General features: G+C 72.0%; 16 protein-coding genes. 10 read left to right on the top strand and 6 right to left on the bottom strand.

All coding sequences use genetic code 11. The annotated features are described in order from the left end of the window. Nucleotides 1-71 precede the first annotated feature (71 nt). Genes AC1DVZ_RS13115 through AC1DVZ_RS13100 form a run of 4 tightly spaced genes read right to left on the bottom strand, consistent with a single transcriptional unit; the run spans nucleotide 72 to nucleotide 4,098 of the window. A complete protein-coding gene (locus tag AC1DVZ_RS13115) occupies nucleotides 72-1,598 on the bottom strand; it encodes a sodium/solute symporter (RefSeq protein WP_477618639.1) in 1,527 nt (508 codons plus the stop codon). Between the two features lie 31 nt (nucleotides 1,599-1,629). Further along, complete coding sequence (locus tag AC1DVZ_RS13110) at nucleotides 1,630-2,076, bottom strand: hypothetical protein (protein ID WP_477618638.1); 447 nt, start codon at nucleotides 2,074-2,076, stop codon at nucleotides 1,630-1,632. Continuing rightward, nucleotides 2,073-2,885 carry a LytR/AlgR family response regulator transcription factor gene (locus AC1DVZ_RS13105; protein ID WP_477618637.1) on the bottom strand — a complete coding sequence of 271 codons (813 nt, stop codon included), beginning with the start codon at nucleotides 2,883-2,885 and terminating at the stop codon, nucleotides 2,073-2,075. Before AC1DVZ_RS13105 ends, AC1DVZ_RS13110 begins: the two co-directional genes overlap by 4 nt. 10 nt (nucleotides 2,886-2,895) lie before the next feature. After that, complete coding sequence (locus tag AC1DVZ_RS13100; protein ID WP_477618636.1) at nucleotides 2,896-4,098, bottom strand: sensor histidine kinase; 1,203 nt, start codon at nucleotides 4,096-4,098, stop codon at nucleotides 2,896-2,898. 24 nt (nucleotides 4,099-4,122) lie between these two features. Here AC1DVZ_RS13100 and AC1DVZ_RS13095 point away from each other — a divergent pair, with 24 nt between their 5' ends. The 8 genes from AC1DVZ_RS13095 (at nucleotide 4,123) to AC1DVZ_RS13060 (ending at nucleotide 10,004) form a co-directional block, all read left to right on the top strand. Further along, complete coding sequence (locus AC1DVZ_RS13095; RefSeq protein ID WP_477618635.1) at nucleotides 4,123-4,965, top strand: Fic family protein; 843 nt, start codon at nucleotides 4,123-4,125, stop codon at nucleotides 4,963-4,965. Between the two features lie 683 nt (nucleotides 4,966-5,648). Continuing rightward, a complete protein-coding gene (locus AC1DVZ_RS13090; protein ID WP_477618634.1) occupies nucleotides 5,649-6,389 on the top strand; it encodes a CpaE-like family protein in 741 nt (246 codons plus the stop codon). A 13-nt stretch (nucleotides 6,390-6,402) separates the two neighbouring features. Next, nucleotides 6,403-7,530: a TadA family conjugal transfer-associated ATPase gene (locus AC1DVZ_RS13085; RefSeq protein ID WP_477618633.1), complete on the top strand. Its 1,128-nt coding sequence runs from the start codon at nucleotides 6,403-6,405 to the stop codon at nucleotides 7,528-7,530. Beyond that, nucleotides 7,527-8,258 carry a type II secretion system F family protein gene (locus AC1DVZ_RS13080; protein ID WP_477618632.1) on the top strand — a complete coding sequence of 244 codons (732 nt, stop codon included), beginning with the start codon at nucleotides 7,527-7,529 and terminating at the stop codon, nucleotides 8,256-8,258. The genes AC1DVZ_RS13085 and AC1DVZ_RS13080 overlap by 4 nt, the downstream gene beginning before the upstream one ends. A 4-nt stretch (nucleotides 8,259-8,262) precedes the next feature. Then, nucleotides 8,263-8,877 (top strand): type II secretion system F family protein, encoded by a 615-nt coding sequence (locus AC1DVZ_RS13075; RefSeq protein ID WP_477618631.1) that lies wholly within the window; start codon nucleotides 8,263-8,265, stop codon nucleotides 8,875-8,877. 91 nt (nucleotides 8,878-8,968) lie between these two features. After that, nucleotides 8,969-9,241 carry a DUF4244 domain-containing protein gene (locus tag AC1DVZ_RS13070; protein WP_477618630.1) on the top strand — a complete coding sequence of 91 codons (273 nt, stop codon included), beginning with the start codon at nucleotides 8,969-8,971 and terminating at the stop codon, nucleotides 9,239-9,241. Nucleotides 9,242-9,255: 14 nt separating this feature from the next. Beyond that, nucleotides 9,256-9,621 (top strand): TadE family type IV pilus minor pilin, encoded by a 366-nt coding sequence (locus AC1DVZ_RS13065; RefSeq protein WP_477618629.1) that lies wholly within the window; start codon nucleotides 9,256-9,258, stop codon nucleotides 9,619-9,621. 44 nt (nucleotides 9,622-9,665) lie between these two features. Then, complete coding sequence (locus tag AC1DVZ_RS13060; RefSeq protein WP_477618628.1) at nucleotides 9,666-10,004, top strand: Rv3654c family TadE-like protein; 339 nt, start codon at nucleotides 9,666-9,668, stop codon at nucleotides 10,002-10,004. A gap of 22 nt (nucleotides 10,005-10,026) precedes the next feature. Here the strand turns inward: AC1DVZ_RS13060 and AC1DVZ_RS13055 are convergent, their stop codons facing one another. Further along, nucleotides 10,027-11,070 (bottom strand): hypothetical protein, encoded by a 1,044-nt coding sequence (locus AC1DVZ_RS13055; protein ID WP_477618627.1) that lies wholly within the window; start codon nucleotides 11,068-11,070, stop codon nucleotides 10,027-10,029. Nucleotides 11,071-11,145: 75 nt separating this feature from the next. After that, nucleotides 11,146-13,575: a DEAD/DEAH box helicase gene (locus tag AC1DVZ_RS13050; protein WP_477618626.1), complete on the bottom strand. Its 2,430-nt coding sequence runs from the start codon at nucleotides 13,573-13,575 to the stop codon at nucleotides 11,146-11,148. 64 nt (nucleotides 13,576-13,639) lie between these two features. Between AC1DVZ_RS13050 and AC1DVZ_RS13045 the strand changes: the two genes are divergently transcribed. Together AC1DVZ_RS13045 and AC1DVZ_RS13040 are read left to right on the top strand one after the other, a co-directional pair. After that, complete coding sequence (locus tag AC1DVZ_RS13045; RefSeq protein ID WP_477618625.1) at nucleotides 13,640-14,005, top strand: anti-sigma factor antagonist; 366 nt, start codon at nucleotides 13,640-13,642, stop codon at nucleotides 14,003-14,005. A 151-nt stretch (nucleotides 14,006-14,156) separates the two neighbouring features. Beyond that, nucleotides 14,157-16,619: a sodium-translocating pyrophosphatase gene (locus AC1DVZ_RS13040; RefSeq protein ID WP_477618624.1), complete on the top strand. Its 2,463-nt coding sequence runs from the start codon at nucleotides 14,157-14,159 to the stop codon at nucleotides 16,617-16,619. Nucleotides 16,620-16,682: the final 63 nt, after the last annotated feature.

Here is a 16,682-nt window from a genome sequence, read left to right as displayed (position 1 = left end):
CTCCCTCAACCTGCGATCGCGGCCTCTCGACCGAGCCGAACCTGCGATCGCGACCCTTCAACAGGTCTGGACTAGTTGCGGTCGAGGGCCAGGTCCTCGGGGGTGTGCAGCCGCACCATGGTGCGCGCGGTGTGACGGGGGATCCGGCCCGGAGTCGCGAGGGAGACGATGACCGCGGTGGCGAAGGAGATGGGGATCGTCCAGGCCGCCGGCTGCCCGAGCAGCGCCCCGGTCCACCCGGGGACGGGGCCCGCGATGATCGTGACCGCCACCGCGGCGGCAGCCAGGGTCCCACCGACGACCAGCCCGGCGGCCGCTCCCACCGTGCTGAGCCCGCGCCACCAGGACCCCAGCACCAGGAGCGGGCAGAACGTGGACGCAGCCACCGCGAACGCCAGGCTGACCATGGTCGCGAGGCCGACCGGCTCGATCAGTCTCGACGCGGCATACGGGACGATCACGGACAGGACCGTCGCCAGCCGGAAGCCCTGCGCCACGGTGAAGTCGTCACCGGTCATCCGGCCGAGCCGTCTGCGAAGCAGGTCCTGGTCGATCACGCCGGCCACCGACATGGTGAGCCCCGACGCCGTCGACAGGAACGCGGCGAAGGCACCCCCGGCCAGCACCGCCGAGAGCACCTCGCCGAGCCGGTCGGGGACGATCGCTCCGGGCAGCCGCAGGACCAGGGTGTCGGCAGCGGTGCCCAGGGGCAGCTCGGGGATGTAGACACGGCCGAGGACGCCGTACAGCGGTGGGAAGAGGTAGAAGGCGCCGAGGAGGGCGACCACGGTCAGGGTGGTGCGTCGCGCGGCCTTGCCGTCGGGGTTCGTGTAGAACCGCACGAGCACGTGCGGCAGGCCCATGGTGCCGAGGGCGAGCGCCAGCAGCAGGCTGTAGGTGGCGTAGACCGGATGACCTTGTCCTGCAAGCCCGTTCAGCGGCTCTGCCCAGGCGGTCTGCTGGGCGACTCTTGGACTGGGCGCGCCATCGCCGAGCCACGCACCGAGCAGGACGAAGGCCGGGACGGCGATGGCGGTCAGCTTGATCCAGTACTGGACCGCCTGCACGAGCGTGATCGAGCGCATCCCGCCCGCCGCCACGTTGGCCACCACGACGACGGCGACGACGAGGCCGCCGACCCAGGTGGGGGCGCCGGTGACCGTCGTGAGAGCCAGCCCCGCACCCTGGAGCTGCGGCAGGAGGTAGAGCCAGCCGATCGCCACCACGAGCACCGAGCAGAGCTTGCGGATCACGGTGCTCTCGAGCCGGGCCTCGGCGAAGTCCGGCAGCGTGTAGGCGCCCGACCGGCGCAGCGGCGCGGCGACGAGGACCAGGAGGACGACGTAGCCCACGGTGTAGCCCACGGGGAACCACAGCATGTCCAGGCCGTTGGTGTAGACCAACCCGGCGATGCCGAGAAAGCTGGCGGCGGAGAGGTACTCACCGCCGATGGCGCTGGCGTTGCGGTAGGGGGTCACGGTGCGTCCCGCGACGTAGAAGTCGCTCGTGGTCCTCGACAGTCGGAGGCCGAACGCGCCGATGGCCAGCGTCACCGTGCAGATGAGGACGATCGCCACCACGCCGTAGGCCGGGTTCACGGTGCCTCCTCTGCTCGACGCACGGCACGCATCAGCGACGCCGGACGACGTGGGAGAACTCGGCCTCGATCCGCTCGGACGCCCGCACGTAGTAGCGGGCCACGATGATCGCCACCGGGTAGACGACGAACGCGAGTACCAGCCAGGGCAGGGGGACCCGGCCGAGAGCCATCGTGCGGGTCGCCGGCACGAGCAGGAACACCAGGGGCAGGCCACCGAGACCGACGGCCCCGAACGCCAGCACCCTCAGGGCGAGCCGCAGCTGGGCGGACATCAGGCCGGCCATGTACACCTCGCCCAGCGTGCTCTGCTCGTCGATGTCGCGCGTCAGTGGTCGCAGGTCCCGACGGGTCGGTGCGTCGCGACGGGTTGAGGTGACCCGGACGCGGGCGGGCGGTGGGCCCGACACCGGACCGGGCGGTGGGCCCGACACCGGACCGGACGGCATACCCGGCGACCGGTCGCCCGGCTCGGTCACGAGGTGACGCGCGGGGTGGCCCTGAGCAGGCGGTCGCGCAGCTCGCGGGTGTGACGCCGGCTGACCTGCAGTTCGGCGTCCTCGAGGACCACGCTGCAGCGACCGTGCTCCATCCGGACCTCCCGGATGTGGGCCAACGACACGAGTGTGCTGCGGTGGATGCGCACGAATCCTGCTGCAGCCCAACGCTCTTCGAGCGTGCTGAGGGGGATGCGCACCAGGTGGGACCCGGCTTCGGTGTGCAGCCGGGCATAGTCGCCCTGGGCCTGGGCGTAGCGGATCTGGCTCCTGGTGATGAACCTGGTGACACCGGCGAGCTCGACGGGAATGGTCTCGTCCTCGGTGGCGGCCGCGTTCGCGGCTCCGGACCCTKGGTCGGCCGCCGCGACGACGCGACGCACGGCCTCGGCGAGTCGATCGGCCCGGACCGGCTTCATGACGTAGTCGGTGGCGTCGATGGCGAACGCGTCGACGGCGTGCTGGTCGTGGGCCGTGACGAAGACGACCTGTGGCCGCTCCACGAACCTCGCGATGACCCGCGCCAGCTCCATGCCGTCGAGCCCGGGCATGGAGATGTCGGAGAAGACGACGTCGATGTTGCCTCCGTCGAGCGAGCGCAGCGCGTCGGCGCCGCTCGAGGCCGTCATGACCTCGGCGATGCGGTGGTCCTGCCGCAGCAACCAGCTGAGCTCCTCGAGCGCCGGGGCCTCGTCGTCGACGACGAGCGCGCGCAGGGCTGCGCCCGCGGAGCCGACGGTGGCGTCCTGCGGGCGGCGGTGCTCCGGATCGGCGGAGGGCGCGCCAGCCATGGGGGAGAGCCTACGGCGTGGGGTGGACACCCGGGGCGTACTTGGGCACCCGGAATGTGACCTTCGTCCCGGCTCCCGGCGCGGTCTCGACGACGAGGCCGAAGTCGTCGCCGTAGACCTGCCGCAGTCGCGCGTCGACGTTGCCGAGCCCGACGTTGTCGCCCTCCGTCCCCCCGTCGAGCACGGTCCTGATCGCCTGCGGGTCCGAGCCCACCCCGTCGTCCTCGATCGTGATGACGGCCTCGGCGCCCTCGTCGCTGGCGGTGATGCTGACGTGGCCACCGCCCTCCTTGGTGGCCAGCCCGTGCCGTACGGCGTTCTCCACGAGGGGCTGGATCGCCAGATAGGGCACCGTCACCGGCAGCACCTCCGGAGCGATCAGCAAGGAGATCCGCAGCCGGTCGCCGAACCTCGCCTGCTCGAGCACGAGGTATCGCTCGACGTTGCGCAGCTCCTCGGCCAGCGTCGTGAAGGCGCCTCCCCGGCGCAGGGCGTACCGGGTGAAGTCGGCGAACTCCAGCAACAGCTCACGGGCCCGCTCCGGATCGGTCCGCACGAAGGAGGCGATGGCCGCCAGGGAGTTGTAGATGAAGTGGGGGCTGATCTGGGCGCGCAGCGCGCGGAGCTCGGCCTCCATGGTGCGGGTGCGCTGGTGGCCGAGGTCGGCGAGCTCGGCCTGCGTGGCCATCCAGCCCGCGACCTCCTCCGTCGCCCTGGCGAGGCCGGCCGAAGCGTGTGGACCGTATGCCGCGATGGCGGCGACCACGCGTTCGCCAGTCACCACCGGCGCGATCACGACCGTCCGGGCGGGGCAGTCGGGGTCCGGGCACTGGACCTGGCCGGCCCGCAGGACGATGGTTCGCCCTGTGCGGAGCACTTCCTCCGCGTGCCGGGGGGCGTCCGCGGCGTGGTGCTCGGGCGCCCCGTCCCAGGCAAGCAGCCCGCTCGCGTCGCAGATGGCCACGCCGGGTGACCCGAGGAGCTCGCGCAGGTGCTTGGCCGCCTTGGCGGTGCCCTCTGCCGTCAGGCCGTCCTGCAGGTGGCGGGCCGCCACCGATGCCGTGTGGAGCGTGGCATGGGTGGCGTGGTCGACCTCGGAGACGAACCCCTGGGAGGCGCTGCGGCCGTGACGCACCAGTCGGACCAGGGCATAGAGCAGCACCATGGCGCCCGCGACGAAGATCGCGGTGGGGATGTGGAAGCTGCCCGACACATCGCGAACTCTAGGCTGCACTCCATGGTCGACGTCCTCGCTTCGCTTCGCCCCCTGGCCGATCTGCCCGGAGTTCCCGAGAAGATCGCAGCAGCCCGGGAGGCGTGTGAGCGCTTGCGCTGGCACGAGGCGCTGCGCCGCCGCATCCCCGAGGCGGCCGCCGAGTCGCGGGTGCGGGGTGCCCAGGCCAGCGCCGCGCTCGAAGGGGCGACGGTGCCCCTCGACCTGGTGCGTGACGTCATGCGCGGCGCCGCCCAGTGGCCGCTGGAGCCCGACCCCGTCGAGCTGGTCGCCCGCGGAGCGGTGACCGCCACCGCCGAGAGCGAACACGTGCGGAGCCTGGTGGTCAGCGCCCCGCTCCAGGCCCTGGCCCGGCTGCACGTCGCCGCCGCCTCGGGCCTCCTCCCGGACGACCAGCTCGGTCGCCCCCGGATCGAGGGGGAGTCCAGCGCGGAGCTCCTCGACCTCGGGGCGGCGCCCAGTGCGAGCGAGCTGCGTGACCGGATCGACCTCCTGGTCGGTGTCATGACGGCAGGGTCGGCGGTGCCCGCCCTCGTCGTGGCGGCGCTGGCCCACGCGGAGATCGCCACCATTCGCCCCTTCGTTCGCGGCAACGGCGTCGTGGCACGAGCCGTCGAGCGGGCCCTCGTGCAGGCCAGCGGACTGGACCCCACCGGCGTCGTGGTCACCGAAGCCGGGCACGCCACCCAGGGCGGGCCGGCCTATCTCGGCGCGCTCGCGGCATACGGAACCGGCACGCCGGAGGGGCTGGGACTGTGGATCGGGCACTGCGCCGACGCGATCGTGGCGGGCGCGGCACAGGGCCAACAGATCTGCGACGCGGTGCGCGCGGGGCGGCTCACCTGACCCTCGCCTGATCCACGCGTCCGGACACGCGCGCTGCCTACGGACGGTCGAAAGTCAAGGGTTTCCTTTGCGCCGGGGCGGGGGTACACATGGAGGCAAGTCGACGGTCGTGAGGCCGACGACCACCGTGACTCCATCGGGCACCCACGCGCGGGCAGTCCACTGGTGGACCGATCGTGACGGGCTTGTCCCGGTGCGACAACTACAGAATGCACGCCTGGTAACCCGTGGCGGATCACGGTGCGATGGCACCCCGCGGCGCGGGGTGCCATCCTTCGGTTCGTGGTGGTTTGCGCGCGATGAGCGCCAATCGCGGTGGAACCACGGCAAAACTCGGCCCCGAAACGCGCCGGATCGAGTTGCGGTTGAAGGGTAAATGGTCCACCATGAAGACGTCCGCTCCCCCTTGTGGGTAGAGCGGATCGGCGCACCGGCTCCTCCCCCCCGGAGCTTGGCGCGTCGACGGCCCCGGTTGTCCCCCCGACCGGGGCCGTCCCCTTTTCATCTGCGCTGCCGACTGGTGCTGTTTCCTGGGTATGCCGTGTGGTCACCCCGCCGTGACCCCGCCGTGACCCCGCCGTGGCGGCGACGCTCGTCCACAGTTGCCGCGGGTTTGCGGGTGGGTCCACAGGACGCCGCCGCTGGGGTGCGTCCGGAGAGTGCACCGGCTCAGGCTTTCGCCCATGGACCACAGGGTGATGGGCGTGATCGGGGCGTCGGGCGGGCTGGGGGTGTCGACGCTCGCGGTGGCGCTCGCGGTGCGCGCGGGCCCGCACGTGGGTGCCACCGTGGCCATCGACGGCGCGCCCGACGGCGGTGCCCTGGATGTGACGGCCTGCCTCGAGCACCGGCCCGGCCTGCGCTGGCCCGACCTGGCCGCAGCCGAGGGCGCGCTGGACGGGGCGGCACTCTTGCGAGCCCTCCCCGCTGAGGTGACGACCAGGGTCCTGGCTGGCAGCAGGCGAGGGTTGGGCGAGGACGCCGTGGGCGATGCCGTGGCAAGCGCTGCGGTGGCTGACGCTGCGGTGGCGGCCTTGGCGCGGGTATGTGGCGTGGCCGTGGTCGACCTCGGCTGTTCCCTGCGGCTGGCGGACCGGTGCACGGACGTGGTGGTCGTGGCTGGTACGTCGGCGCGCCACCTCGCGGACGCGACGGCCCTGGCCGAGGTGGTCCACGAGCTCGGTCGCCCTGCGGTTCTGATCGTGCGGACGGGCCGGGGCGATCCGGTCAGTCCGGAGGAGGTGGCGGTCCACCTCGACCTGCCCCTCGCGGGGATCCTCCGCGATGACGCCCGGATCCCGGCCGACGCCGACCGCGGTCGCCCTCCGGGCAGTCGCTCCTCGGGCGCGCTGCCCGCCTTGGTCGACTCGCTGTTGGCGGCGGGCGCCCCGGACGCGTGGTCCGAGCAGCCGGTGGGCGTATGAGGACGGCAGGCTGATGAGCCAGGACGCGCTGATCGTCGACCGGATCCGCCGTGGGCAGGGCCCCGACTCCGCCGCGGTGACCGACGTCGCCGTGGGTAACGCTGCCCGACTCGGCGACGGGGGCGTGGAGTCTGCGCGCAGTGCGCTGGCCTCCGAGGTCCTTGGCCTGGGTCCCCTGGAAGCCTGTGTCGCCGACCCCGACGTCACGGACGTCCTCGTCAACGGTGATGGCTCGGTGTGGCTCGACCGCGGGAATGGCGGTGTGCAACGCGCCGATCTCGACCTCGAACCACCGGCAGCGCGACGGTTGGCCGTGCGGCTCGCCGGACTTGCCGGGCGACGACTCGACGAGAGCCAGGCGTGGGTGGACGGGCTGTTGCCCAACGGCATCCGGCTGCACGCCATCCTGCCGCCGTTGGTCGACGGGGGTGCCCACGTGAGCCTGCGCGTGCCCCGTGCTGCCGGGGTCGGGCTGGCGGCCCTACGGGCTCGCGGCATGTTCGACGGCGCAGTCGAGGAGCTGCTGCGCGCGCTCGTGCGGGGCCGGTGCTCGTTCGTGGTCAGCGGTGGCACCGGGTGCGGCAAGACGACCCTGCTCGCGGCCATGTTGGCCGAGGTGCCCGAGGCTGAGCGGATCGTCGTCGTGGAGGACGTCCGTGAGCTGGCCGTCGGCCACCCGCACGTGGTGCGACTGCAGGGTCGTGGACCCAACATCGAGGGCCAGGGAGCGGTCGGGCTGGTGGACCTCGTCCGGCAGGCGCTGCGGATGAGGCCTGACCGGCTCGTCGTCGGTGAGGTGCGCGGGGCCGAGGTGCGCGAGATGCTTGCGGCGCTCAACACCGGACACGAGGGTGGCTGCGGCACCCTGCACGCCAATGCGCCCGAGGACGTTCCGCGCCGCTTCGACGCACTCGGTGCGCTGGCCGCGATGCCACGCGATGCCGTGCAGACCCAGCTCTCCAGCGCCGTGCAGGCGGTGGTCCACGTCGAACGCGGTGTCGGAGGTCGTCGGGTCGCCTCACTGTCGGTGATCAGGTGGACCGGCACCGAAGCGGTCTGCGACGTCGCGCTGGACGTCGCGTCCGGCCGGCGGGGACGCGGGTGGGCCCGGCTGGCGACCCTGACCGGCGGCCGGGTGTGACCACCGCTCTGATGGTCGGCCTCCTGGTGGCCGCCGTGATCTTGTGGCCGGTCTCTGGGGGTCGACTGCCCGTGCGCCGCGTCCAGGGAGGCAGCGGCCTCGAGGGGAGCAGAGCCATCGTGGGGAGTAGCGGCGTAGGGCGATCCAGGCTCGCGCTCCCTCGGTGGCGCGGCCGGGCCCGGCGCGCCGCCTTCGATGCGGCTCTCGCCGAGTTGGTCGCCGCCATCGCGGCACCACTGCGTGCCGGGGTCGTGCCGGCGGCTGCTCTGGCTGCGGCTGAGCCGAGCTTCCGCGACGATCCCGCGCTCGCGCCCCTGCTGCGAGAGCTGGTCGAAACGACCAGGGTCGGCGCTTCGGCGGCCGAGGTGTGGTTGCGCCACGCCGAGTCGCACCGCAGCCGCGATCTGCGTTTCGTGGGGCAGGCCTGGGCTCTCAGCGAACGCACCGGCGCGCCGCTGGCCGACGCGCTCGCCTCCTGTGAGGGGGTCCTGCGGGCGCGGGGGCGCGGACGGGAGAGGCTGGCCAGCGCCGCTGCCGGCCCCCGAGCCTCGATGGCCTTGCTGTGCCTGCTCCCGGCGAGCGGTCCCTTCGTCGGCGCCGCGGTCGGGGTGGATCCTGGCGCACTGTACTTCTCGTCGCCGGCCGCGACAGGCAGTCTCGCGCTCGGGTTGGTCCTGGCCGCGGGTGCCTGGTGGTGGAGTCGGCGGATCGTCTATCGGGCGACATGACGACATGACCCTGTTCACCCTTCTCCTGATCGGGCTGGCCACGGCCCTGTGGCCGGCCCGCTCACGGCCAGGAGGGCTGAGACGGCCGGGAGGGGGTCGAGTCGGCGGGTTGACCCCCATCGCCTCGCGGCCGACGCTCGCCTCCGTGCGTGACCGGGGCCCCCGCCAACGCGACCACGCGGCAACCGACGAGGTGGCAGATGCGCTGGTCCTCATCGGTCTGGCCCTGCGGGCCGGCCTTCCCGTGGTCGAGGCCCTGCACCACGTGCGCGCCGCGTCGACCGGCCGTGTGCGCGTCGAGCTTGCGGCGGTCGTCGCAGCCCTGCGTTGGGGACGGCCTGCCCACGAGGCGTGGTCCTACGCGGGACCGGGCTGGCGGGCGGCTGCGCTGGCGACCCAAATGTCCGAACAGACGGGGGCCGCCCCGGCAGCGCTCATCGAACGCGCGGCTGAGCGGCTGCGGGACGAGCGCGAGCGCGAACGCGAACGAGCGGCGGCGCGCGCGGGGGTGCTGCTCGTGCTGCCGTTGGGGCTGGGGTTCCTGCCGGCATTCGCCTGCACCGCAGTGGTGCCCGTCGTGCTGAACCTGGGCGCCGGGATCCTGTCGGGAGGCCAGTGACCCGTCGGCCACTCGGATGCGGGGCCTGCGTGGCGGGGACTGTCCACAGGAGCAGCATCCCTCGGCCTCGCGTCCACAGACCTGAGACACGGTGTTGGCGGGGGGTGGGGACACACGCTGGACTCGGGTGGAACAGGGCATTGGCCCTATCCACAACCAAGGAGTCAGCGTGAAATGCAAACTGGTTCAACGAGTTTCGACGATTCGTCAGCAGGCCGAAGCGGGCATGACCACGGCGGAGTATGCCGTCGGCACGCTTGCCGCCTGTGCCTTTGCGGCAGTCCTGCTCGCGGTCGTCCGGTCGGGAGCGGTCAAGTCGGCCCTCGCGTCCGTGATCGCCACCGCGCTCGGGTCGGCGGGCTAGGTCGCGAGGGTGGGATGGCGACGGCCGAGCTCGCCTGCGCCATCCCTGCCCTGCTCCTGGTGTTCGTCCTGGCCTTGTCGGCGATCACCACGGTGACCGACCAGGTGCGGTGCCTTGACGCCGCGCGCGCCACGGCACGAGCCCTGGCTCGCGGAGACGACGAGGCCGCAGCTGTCGAGGTCGGTCACCGGCTCGCGCCGCGGCGGGCGACCGTCTCGGTGACGTGGTCGGACCGGGAGGTGTCGGTCGTGGTTCGGGGAGCGCCCTCCCCGGGCCTGCGATGGCTGGGTTCACGATCGGCTCCGACCGGTCGGGCGGTGGCCGCGCGCGAGGACGTCGACGGCACCACTGACCTGCCCGGGTCGGGGACCGTGCCGTGAACCGGCGTGCGTGCTGCTCACAACGAGGCAGGGAGAACGGTGGCGTGACAGTGGTGGTCGTCGCTGGAGTAGGGGTGGCTCTCGCCCTGCTCATGGGCGCAATGGCCCTGTCGAGTGCCGTCATCGCCACCCATCAGGCCCGGGCGGCGGCCGACCTCGGGGCGCTCGCGGCGGCGCAGGCGTTGCAGGCGGGTGCGGATCCACCGGCGGCCTGTGCCGCGGGGGCCTCGGTCACGGCGAAGAACGGCGCGTCGCCTCAGGGGTGCCTCGTGGCGGGCGACGGTTCAGTCACGGCCAGGGCCATGGTGACTGCGGGCTTCGCGCTGCCGGGCCTGGGGGTGGGTACCACGACGGCGACGGCCCGTGCCGGGCCGTCGCCGTGAGGGTGTTCGCGGTCGGTCGCGGTCAGTCGCGAGACGCGGGGTCGCGACCCATGATCTTGTCTGCCACCGTGCGGTGGCCCGGGTGTGACGAGTCGTCGTCCGTGGTGGGGTCGCCGTTCGAGCTCTCGTCGCCCGCCCGGTCGTCCTCCCGATCGCCGACGGTGTCGGCTGCCTGGACATCGGACCCCTGCGCGTCACGTGAGTCGCCGGCAACGGTGTCGCCGCTGTCCCGGTCGAGCACCTGGGTGGAGTCGGTGGTCGCGGGATCGGAGTGCAGGCGGGCATCGCGGTCACCATCGGCGGCGGTCCCGGTTTCGGTGCCGGTCTCGGTCTCGGTCCGGCCGTACGGCGGCGTCACGCTGTCCGTCTCGGCATCGGACGAGTGGCGGCCAGTCGTGGCGTCAACGTCGCTGTCGGTCGTCCCGGCCCCCGCGGACGTCGCAGTGGAACTCGCACCGTGCCCAGCGGCGGCAGCGCCGACACCTGCGGCGGCGCCGACCCCGGCAGCCCCAGCCGTGCCCGCACCCGCGGTTCCCGAACCTGCGGTTCCCGAACCTGCCGCGGTCGTCCGCGAGGCGAACTCCTGCTCGACCTTGCGCCGCTCGTCTGCGCGCACCCGCTCCTCGGTGGCCTTCTCGCGAGAGGCGAACTCCTCCTCGCGAGAGGCGAGCTCACTGTCGCGTTCGCGGTCACGGTCGGCCAGACGGGTCTGGAACTCCTCGTCCCTGACGCGGTCCCGCTCGGCGAGGGCGCTCTGGTGGGTCTCCTCGGCGCGGGCTCGCTCGTCGGCGCGGATGCTCTCCTCGACCTTGGCCTGGCGCTCGGCGTCCTTGGCCTCACGGATCGGACGACGCCTGCGCTTGGCGCTTCCCCGGATCATCCCCAGGCCGAGCCAGAGCAGGAGCATCGCCACGGCACCCGTTGCGAGCAGGGCCAGCGGGGTCATGCCCCAGTGGTAGCCGGATAGTTCGAGGTCCACAGGGGTGGTGAGCGAATCGGTCGCCAGGAAGAGCACGACGCCCGCAGCCAGGGCGAGCAGAACAAGGATCAGTCCGAACACGATCACGGGTCGAAACCTCCGACACATCATGGGTGCGTGGTGCACCGTCCGAAGGGTGCGGGGGCACCCTCCGCTTCGACCCTAGCCGCTGGCCTGCAGGTTTGCCCCTTTCGTCACGTCCGTTCCTTGCTGAGGGACGTGGGATGCGGCGCGCACCTCGGGGCTCGGTGCGACCCGCGGCGCGTGGGCCAGCACCGCCTCCAGCAGCGCCACGGCCCGGGCCTTGTCGAGCGGTTCGTTGCCGTTGCCGCACTTCGGCGACTGCACGCACGCTGGGCAGCCGTGCTCGCAGCGGCACGAGCGGACCGTCTCGAGAGTCGACTCGAGCCAGAGCTCGAAGGAGTCGAACGCGCGCTCGGCGAAGCCCGCACCCCCAGGGTGTCCGTCGTAGACCATGATCGTCGGCAGCCCGGTGTCGGGATGCAGGGCGGTGGACACGCCCCCGATGTCCCACCGGTCGCAGGTCGCCACGAGGGGCAGCATGCCGATCCCCGCGTGCTCGGCCGCATGGGCGGCCCCGGGGATGTCCGGCTCGCCCACACCGGCCGCCTCGAGCCACTCGACCGGCATGGTCCACCACACGGCGCGGGTGCTGAGCGTGCGTTGCGGGAGGTCGAGCGGGTGGGTCCCGATCACCTCGCCGCTGGCCAGGCGCCGCAGGAAGGACGTCACCTGGGTGTGCACCTGGACCGTCCCGAAGGACACCCGCACCGGCCCCCAGTCCACGCTGCGCTGGGCAGCGACGATGTCGAACGCGCTCACCGACTGGGCGAACGTGCTCCAGCCGGGGTCGCCCCGCACCACCGTCGCCGTCCCGTGCGCGAGGTCGAGATCCGTGACGACGTAGCTGTCGCCCTGGTGCACGTGCACCGCCCCCGTGTGCACCTGCGTGTGCGCCGACGACTCGTCGATGGTGCCCAACACCCGGCCGGTGCGCTGGTCGACGATCCCCACGACCTCGCCGGCTCCGCGCAGTGACACGTGGTCGGAGGCCCGGTCGGTGCGTGCCCAGTACCAGCCGCTGGGTCGCCGCCGCAGGATCCCGCGCGCCACCAGGGCGTCCACGAGCCCGCGTGCCTGGTCGCCGAACATCGCGAGGTCGGCTTCCCGCAGGGGCAGCTCGGCGGCCGCCGCGGCCAGATGAGGCCCGAGGACGTGCGGGTTGTCGGGGTCCAGGACGGTGGCCTCCACCGGCTGCCCGAAGACCACCTCGGGATGGTGCACGACATAGGTGTCGAGCGGGTCGTCGGCCGCGACGTAGATCGCCAGCGACCTGGTGCCGGCCCTCCCGGCGCGTCCGGCCTGCTGCCACAACGACGCCCGCGTGCCGGGCCACCCGGCGAGCAGCACGGCGTCGAGCCCACTGATGTCGATCCCCAGCTCCAGCGCGTTCGTGGCCGCCAGTCCCACGATCGCCCCCGAGCGCAGCGACCGCTCGAGCGCGCGGCGCTCCTCCGGCAGATAACCGCCCCGGTATGCCGCGACGGCGCCTCCCAGCGCGGGCTCCACCTCCATCAGGGTCCGGCGGGCGCTGGTCGCCAACGCCTCCACCCCGGCGCGGGACTTGGCGAAGGCGACCGTCTGCACCCGCCCGGACACCAGGGTCGCGAGCAGGTCGGCCGCCTCCGAGGTGGCGGACCGGCGCCCTGCACCCTCTCCGAGGAGCCCCGGTTCCCACATCGCAAAGGTCATCGCCTCACGAGGTGAGCCGTCCTCGGTGACGGGGGTGACCGGCATACCGACGAGGCGGGAGGCGTGGGCCGCGGGGTCGCGGACCGTCGCCGAGGCGAGCACGAAGGTGGGGTGGGAGCCGTAGCGCGCACAGACCCGGCGCAGCCGGCGCAGCAGCGCCGCGAGGTGGGAGCCGAACACCCCGCGGTAGGTGTGGCACTCGTCGATCACGACGTAGCGCAGCGCCCGGAGGAACGGCGCCCATCGTTCGTGCAGGGGGAGCAGGGAGTGGTGCACGAGGTCGGGGTTGGTCAGCACGAAGTGGGCGTGGTCGCGGATCCAGCGGCGCTCCTCGGTCGCGGTGTCACCGTCATAGGTCGCGGCCCGCACACCGGGCACGGCCATCGCCTGCACCCGGGCGAGCTGGTCGGCAGCGAGGGCCTTGGTGGGGGACAGGTAGAGCGCCGTCGCTCCCCGACCCGACGGCGCAAGGGCCCCCTCCACCACCGCGGACAGCACGGGCAGGAGGTAGCCGAGACTCTTGCCCGAGGCGGTGCCGGTCGCCATGACGACGTGTGACCCGTCATGGGCGAGGTCGGCGGCCTCCCGCTGGTGGGACCAGAGGGAGGTGACCCCGGCGCCGGCGCACGCGGCATACACGGTGGGGTCCACCCAGGTGGGCCACTCGGCGAGCGATGCAGCCCGCGCGGGCACCTCGTGCACGTGCAGCAACCGCTCCGCGCGCGGCCCGGACGCCAGGGTGGCCAGCACCGCCTCCGGGTCGAACGCGGCACGGCTCGTCCCCGCGGAATCGGGTGCGGTGGGACCGGAGGTGGACATTGCCGCTACCGTAATCCCGAGGGCAGACGGTGCACGCGTCTGCTCACCAGCGATGGCAACAGCGATGGCAACTGAAAGGGTGAGCGTGGACCTGTCGGTCTCCAGCAGCGAGCAGGGCGCCGTGACGATCGTCCACGTGGCGGGCGAGATCGACGTCTACACCGCTCCACTGCTCCGCGAAGTGCTCGACAAGCAGGTGGCTGCGGGTCGTACCGACCTCGTCGTCGACCTCGAGAAGGTCACGTTCATGGACTCCACGGGCCTCGGCGTGCTCGTCGGCCGGCTCAAGCTGGTCCGTGGGCAGAACGGCACGCTGCGCATCGTCAGCGCCCAGGAGCGGATCCTGAAGGTCTTCAAGATCACCGGCCTGGACAAGGTCTTCCACATCTACCCCACGGTCGACGAGGCCGCCGAGGCGTCCAACGCCTGACGACACGGCGTGTAATTCTCTGTGAGCCTGCTCACCTGGCGTCACATACGCTGTGACGTGCATTACCCTCGCCAGCAACGTCCCCTCTGTGGTGCGCCATCGCGGCGCGCCCTTGGGCGGTCCTGATTGATTCCCCATCGAGGAGGATGGAATGTCGCGCCTTGCGCCTGCCGCCACCGCTGCTGACCTGCAGCTTGACGGCACCAATCTCACCCTGGTCTTCGCCGTGCTCGCGATTGCGATCATCGCGCTGGTCATGGGTGTGTTCTTCCGCCAGCAGGTTCTGGCGGCCGACCCCGGCACCGAGAAGATGCAGGAAATCGGCGCTGCCGTGGAAGAAGGCGCCCAGGCGTACCTCGCCCGCCAGTTCAAGACCCTGAGCGTCTTCGTCGTCCTGGTCTTCGGCCTGCTGCTCCTGCTTCCCGCCGACACCGCCGAGGTTCGGTGGGGCCGGTCCGGCTTCTTCGTCGTCGGCGCGCTGTTCTCCGCGGCGATCGGCTACTTCGGCATGAGCCTGGCCGTCAAGGCCAACGTGCGCGTGGCGTCCGCCGCCCGCGACGGCAACCGTGACGGTGGCATGCGGATCGCCTTCCGCACCGGTGGCACCGTCGGCATGGCGACCGTGGGCCTTGGCCTGCTCGGTGCCTCCGTCGTCGTCCTCATCTACCAGGGTGACGCCCCCAAGGTCCTCGAGGGCTTCGGCTTCGGTGCTGCCCTGCTCGCGATGTTCATGCGTGTCGGCGGTGGCATCTTCACCAAGGCCGCCGACGTCGGCGCCGACCTCGTCGGCAAGGTCGAGGCCGGCATCCCCGAGGACGACCCGCGCAACGCCGCGACCATCGCCGACAACGTGGGCGACAACGTCGGTGACTGCGCCGGCATGGCCGCCGACCTCTTCGAGTCGTATGCCGTGATGCTGGTGGCCGCCCTCATCCTGGGTTCCGCCGCGTTCGGCACCTACGGCCTCGTGTTCCCCCTGATCGTGCCCGCCATCGGTGCGGTCACCGCCCTGATCGGCGTCTTCATCACGCGGGTCAAGCCCGGCGAGAACGCCCTGTCGGCGATCAACCGCGGTTTCTACATCTCGGCCGTCATCGCCGCCGTGCTCTCCGGTGTGGCCGCGTACGTCTACCTGCCCGACACGTTCAAGGCTCTCGGCTCCACCGACCAGACGGTCACCGCGCTCACCGGCGATCCGCGCCGCTCGGCAGTTCTCGCCGTGCTCATCGGCATCGTCCTCGCCGCGGTGATCCTCTGGCTCACCGGCTACTTCACCGGCACCGACAAGCGCCCGACCAAGGACGTCGCCCGCACGTCTCTCACGGGTGCGGCCACGGTCGTCCTGTCGGGCATCGGTGTCGGCCTCGAGTCGGCCGTCTACACCGCGGTCATCATCGGTGCCGCCGTCTACGCAGCCTTCCTGCTCGGTGGCGGGTCGGTCATCATGTCGCTGTTCCTCATCGCGCTGGCCGGCTGTGGTCTGCTGACCACGGTGGGCGTCATCGTGGCGATGGACACCTTCGGTCCGGTCTCCGACAACGCCCAGGGCATCGCCGAGATGTCGGGTGACGTCGACGGCGAGGGCGCGCAGATCCTCACCGACCTCGATGCGGTCGGCAACACCACCAAGGCGATCACCAAGGGCATCGCGATCGCGACGGCTGTCCTGGCAGCGACCGCGCTCTTCGGGTCCTACTCGGACGCCTGGAAGGGTGTCTACACCCCGATCCTGCAGGAGCTGGGCCAGCAGGCGCAGAGCGGCGCCCTGAGCCCGGGTCAGATCGCGGCGATCCAGCGTCAGATCGACACGACGTTCAACCTCGAGATCGTCACGCCCAGCACGTTGGTCGGGCTGCTGCTCGGCGCGGCCGTGGTGTTCCTCTTCTCCGGCCTCGCCATCAACGCGGTGACCCGTGCTGCCGGCGCCATCGTCTTCGAGGTGCGCCGCCAGTTCCGCGAGCACCCCGGGATCATGGACTACACCGAGAAGCCCGAGTACGGCCGCGTGGTCGACATCTGCACCAAGGACTCGCTGCGTGAGCTCGCGACGCCGGGTCTGCTGGCGGCGCTCGCCCCCGTGGCGGTCGGCTTCGGCCTCGGCATCGGCCCGCTGGCCGGCTTCCTCGCCGGCGCGATCGGCACCGGCTGCCTCATGGCGGTGTTCCTGGCCAACTCCGGTGGGTCCTGGGACAACGCGAAGAAGATCGTCGAGGACGGCACCCATGGCGGCAAGGGCAGCGACGCCCACGCCGCGACCGTCATCGGTGACACGGTCGGTGACCCCTTCAAGGACACCGCCGGCCCGGCCATCAACCCGCTCATCAAGGTCATGAACCTCGTCTCCGTGCTCATCGCCCCGGCGATCGTCACGCTGTCGATCGGCGCTGACAAGAGCAACCTCGTCCGCTACGGCATCGCGGGCATCGCGGTCGTCATCATCGTGGCCGCGGTTGCCGTCTCGAAGGCGCGCGACCTGGCCATCGGTGGGGACGGCGACGGCCAGGCCGCAGCCCGCTTCGACGCCGYGGCTCCGGACTCGGGAGAGGCCGAGACCGCACCCGGCAAGGCTGTCGACGACGCTGCCGACGCGATCGAGGAGCCGGCGAACCGCTAGCTCCGGCAGGGCATACGCACGTCTGCTGGAACGAAAGGGCCGGCTCACCCACCAGGGTGAGCC

This window comes from Pedococcus sp. P2_E5, from assembly GCF_056403895.1.
Note: the sequence above shows the minus strand (reverse complement) of the source record. Positions and strands in the feature narration are given on the sequence as shown.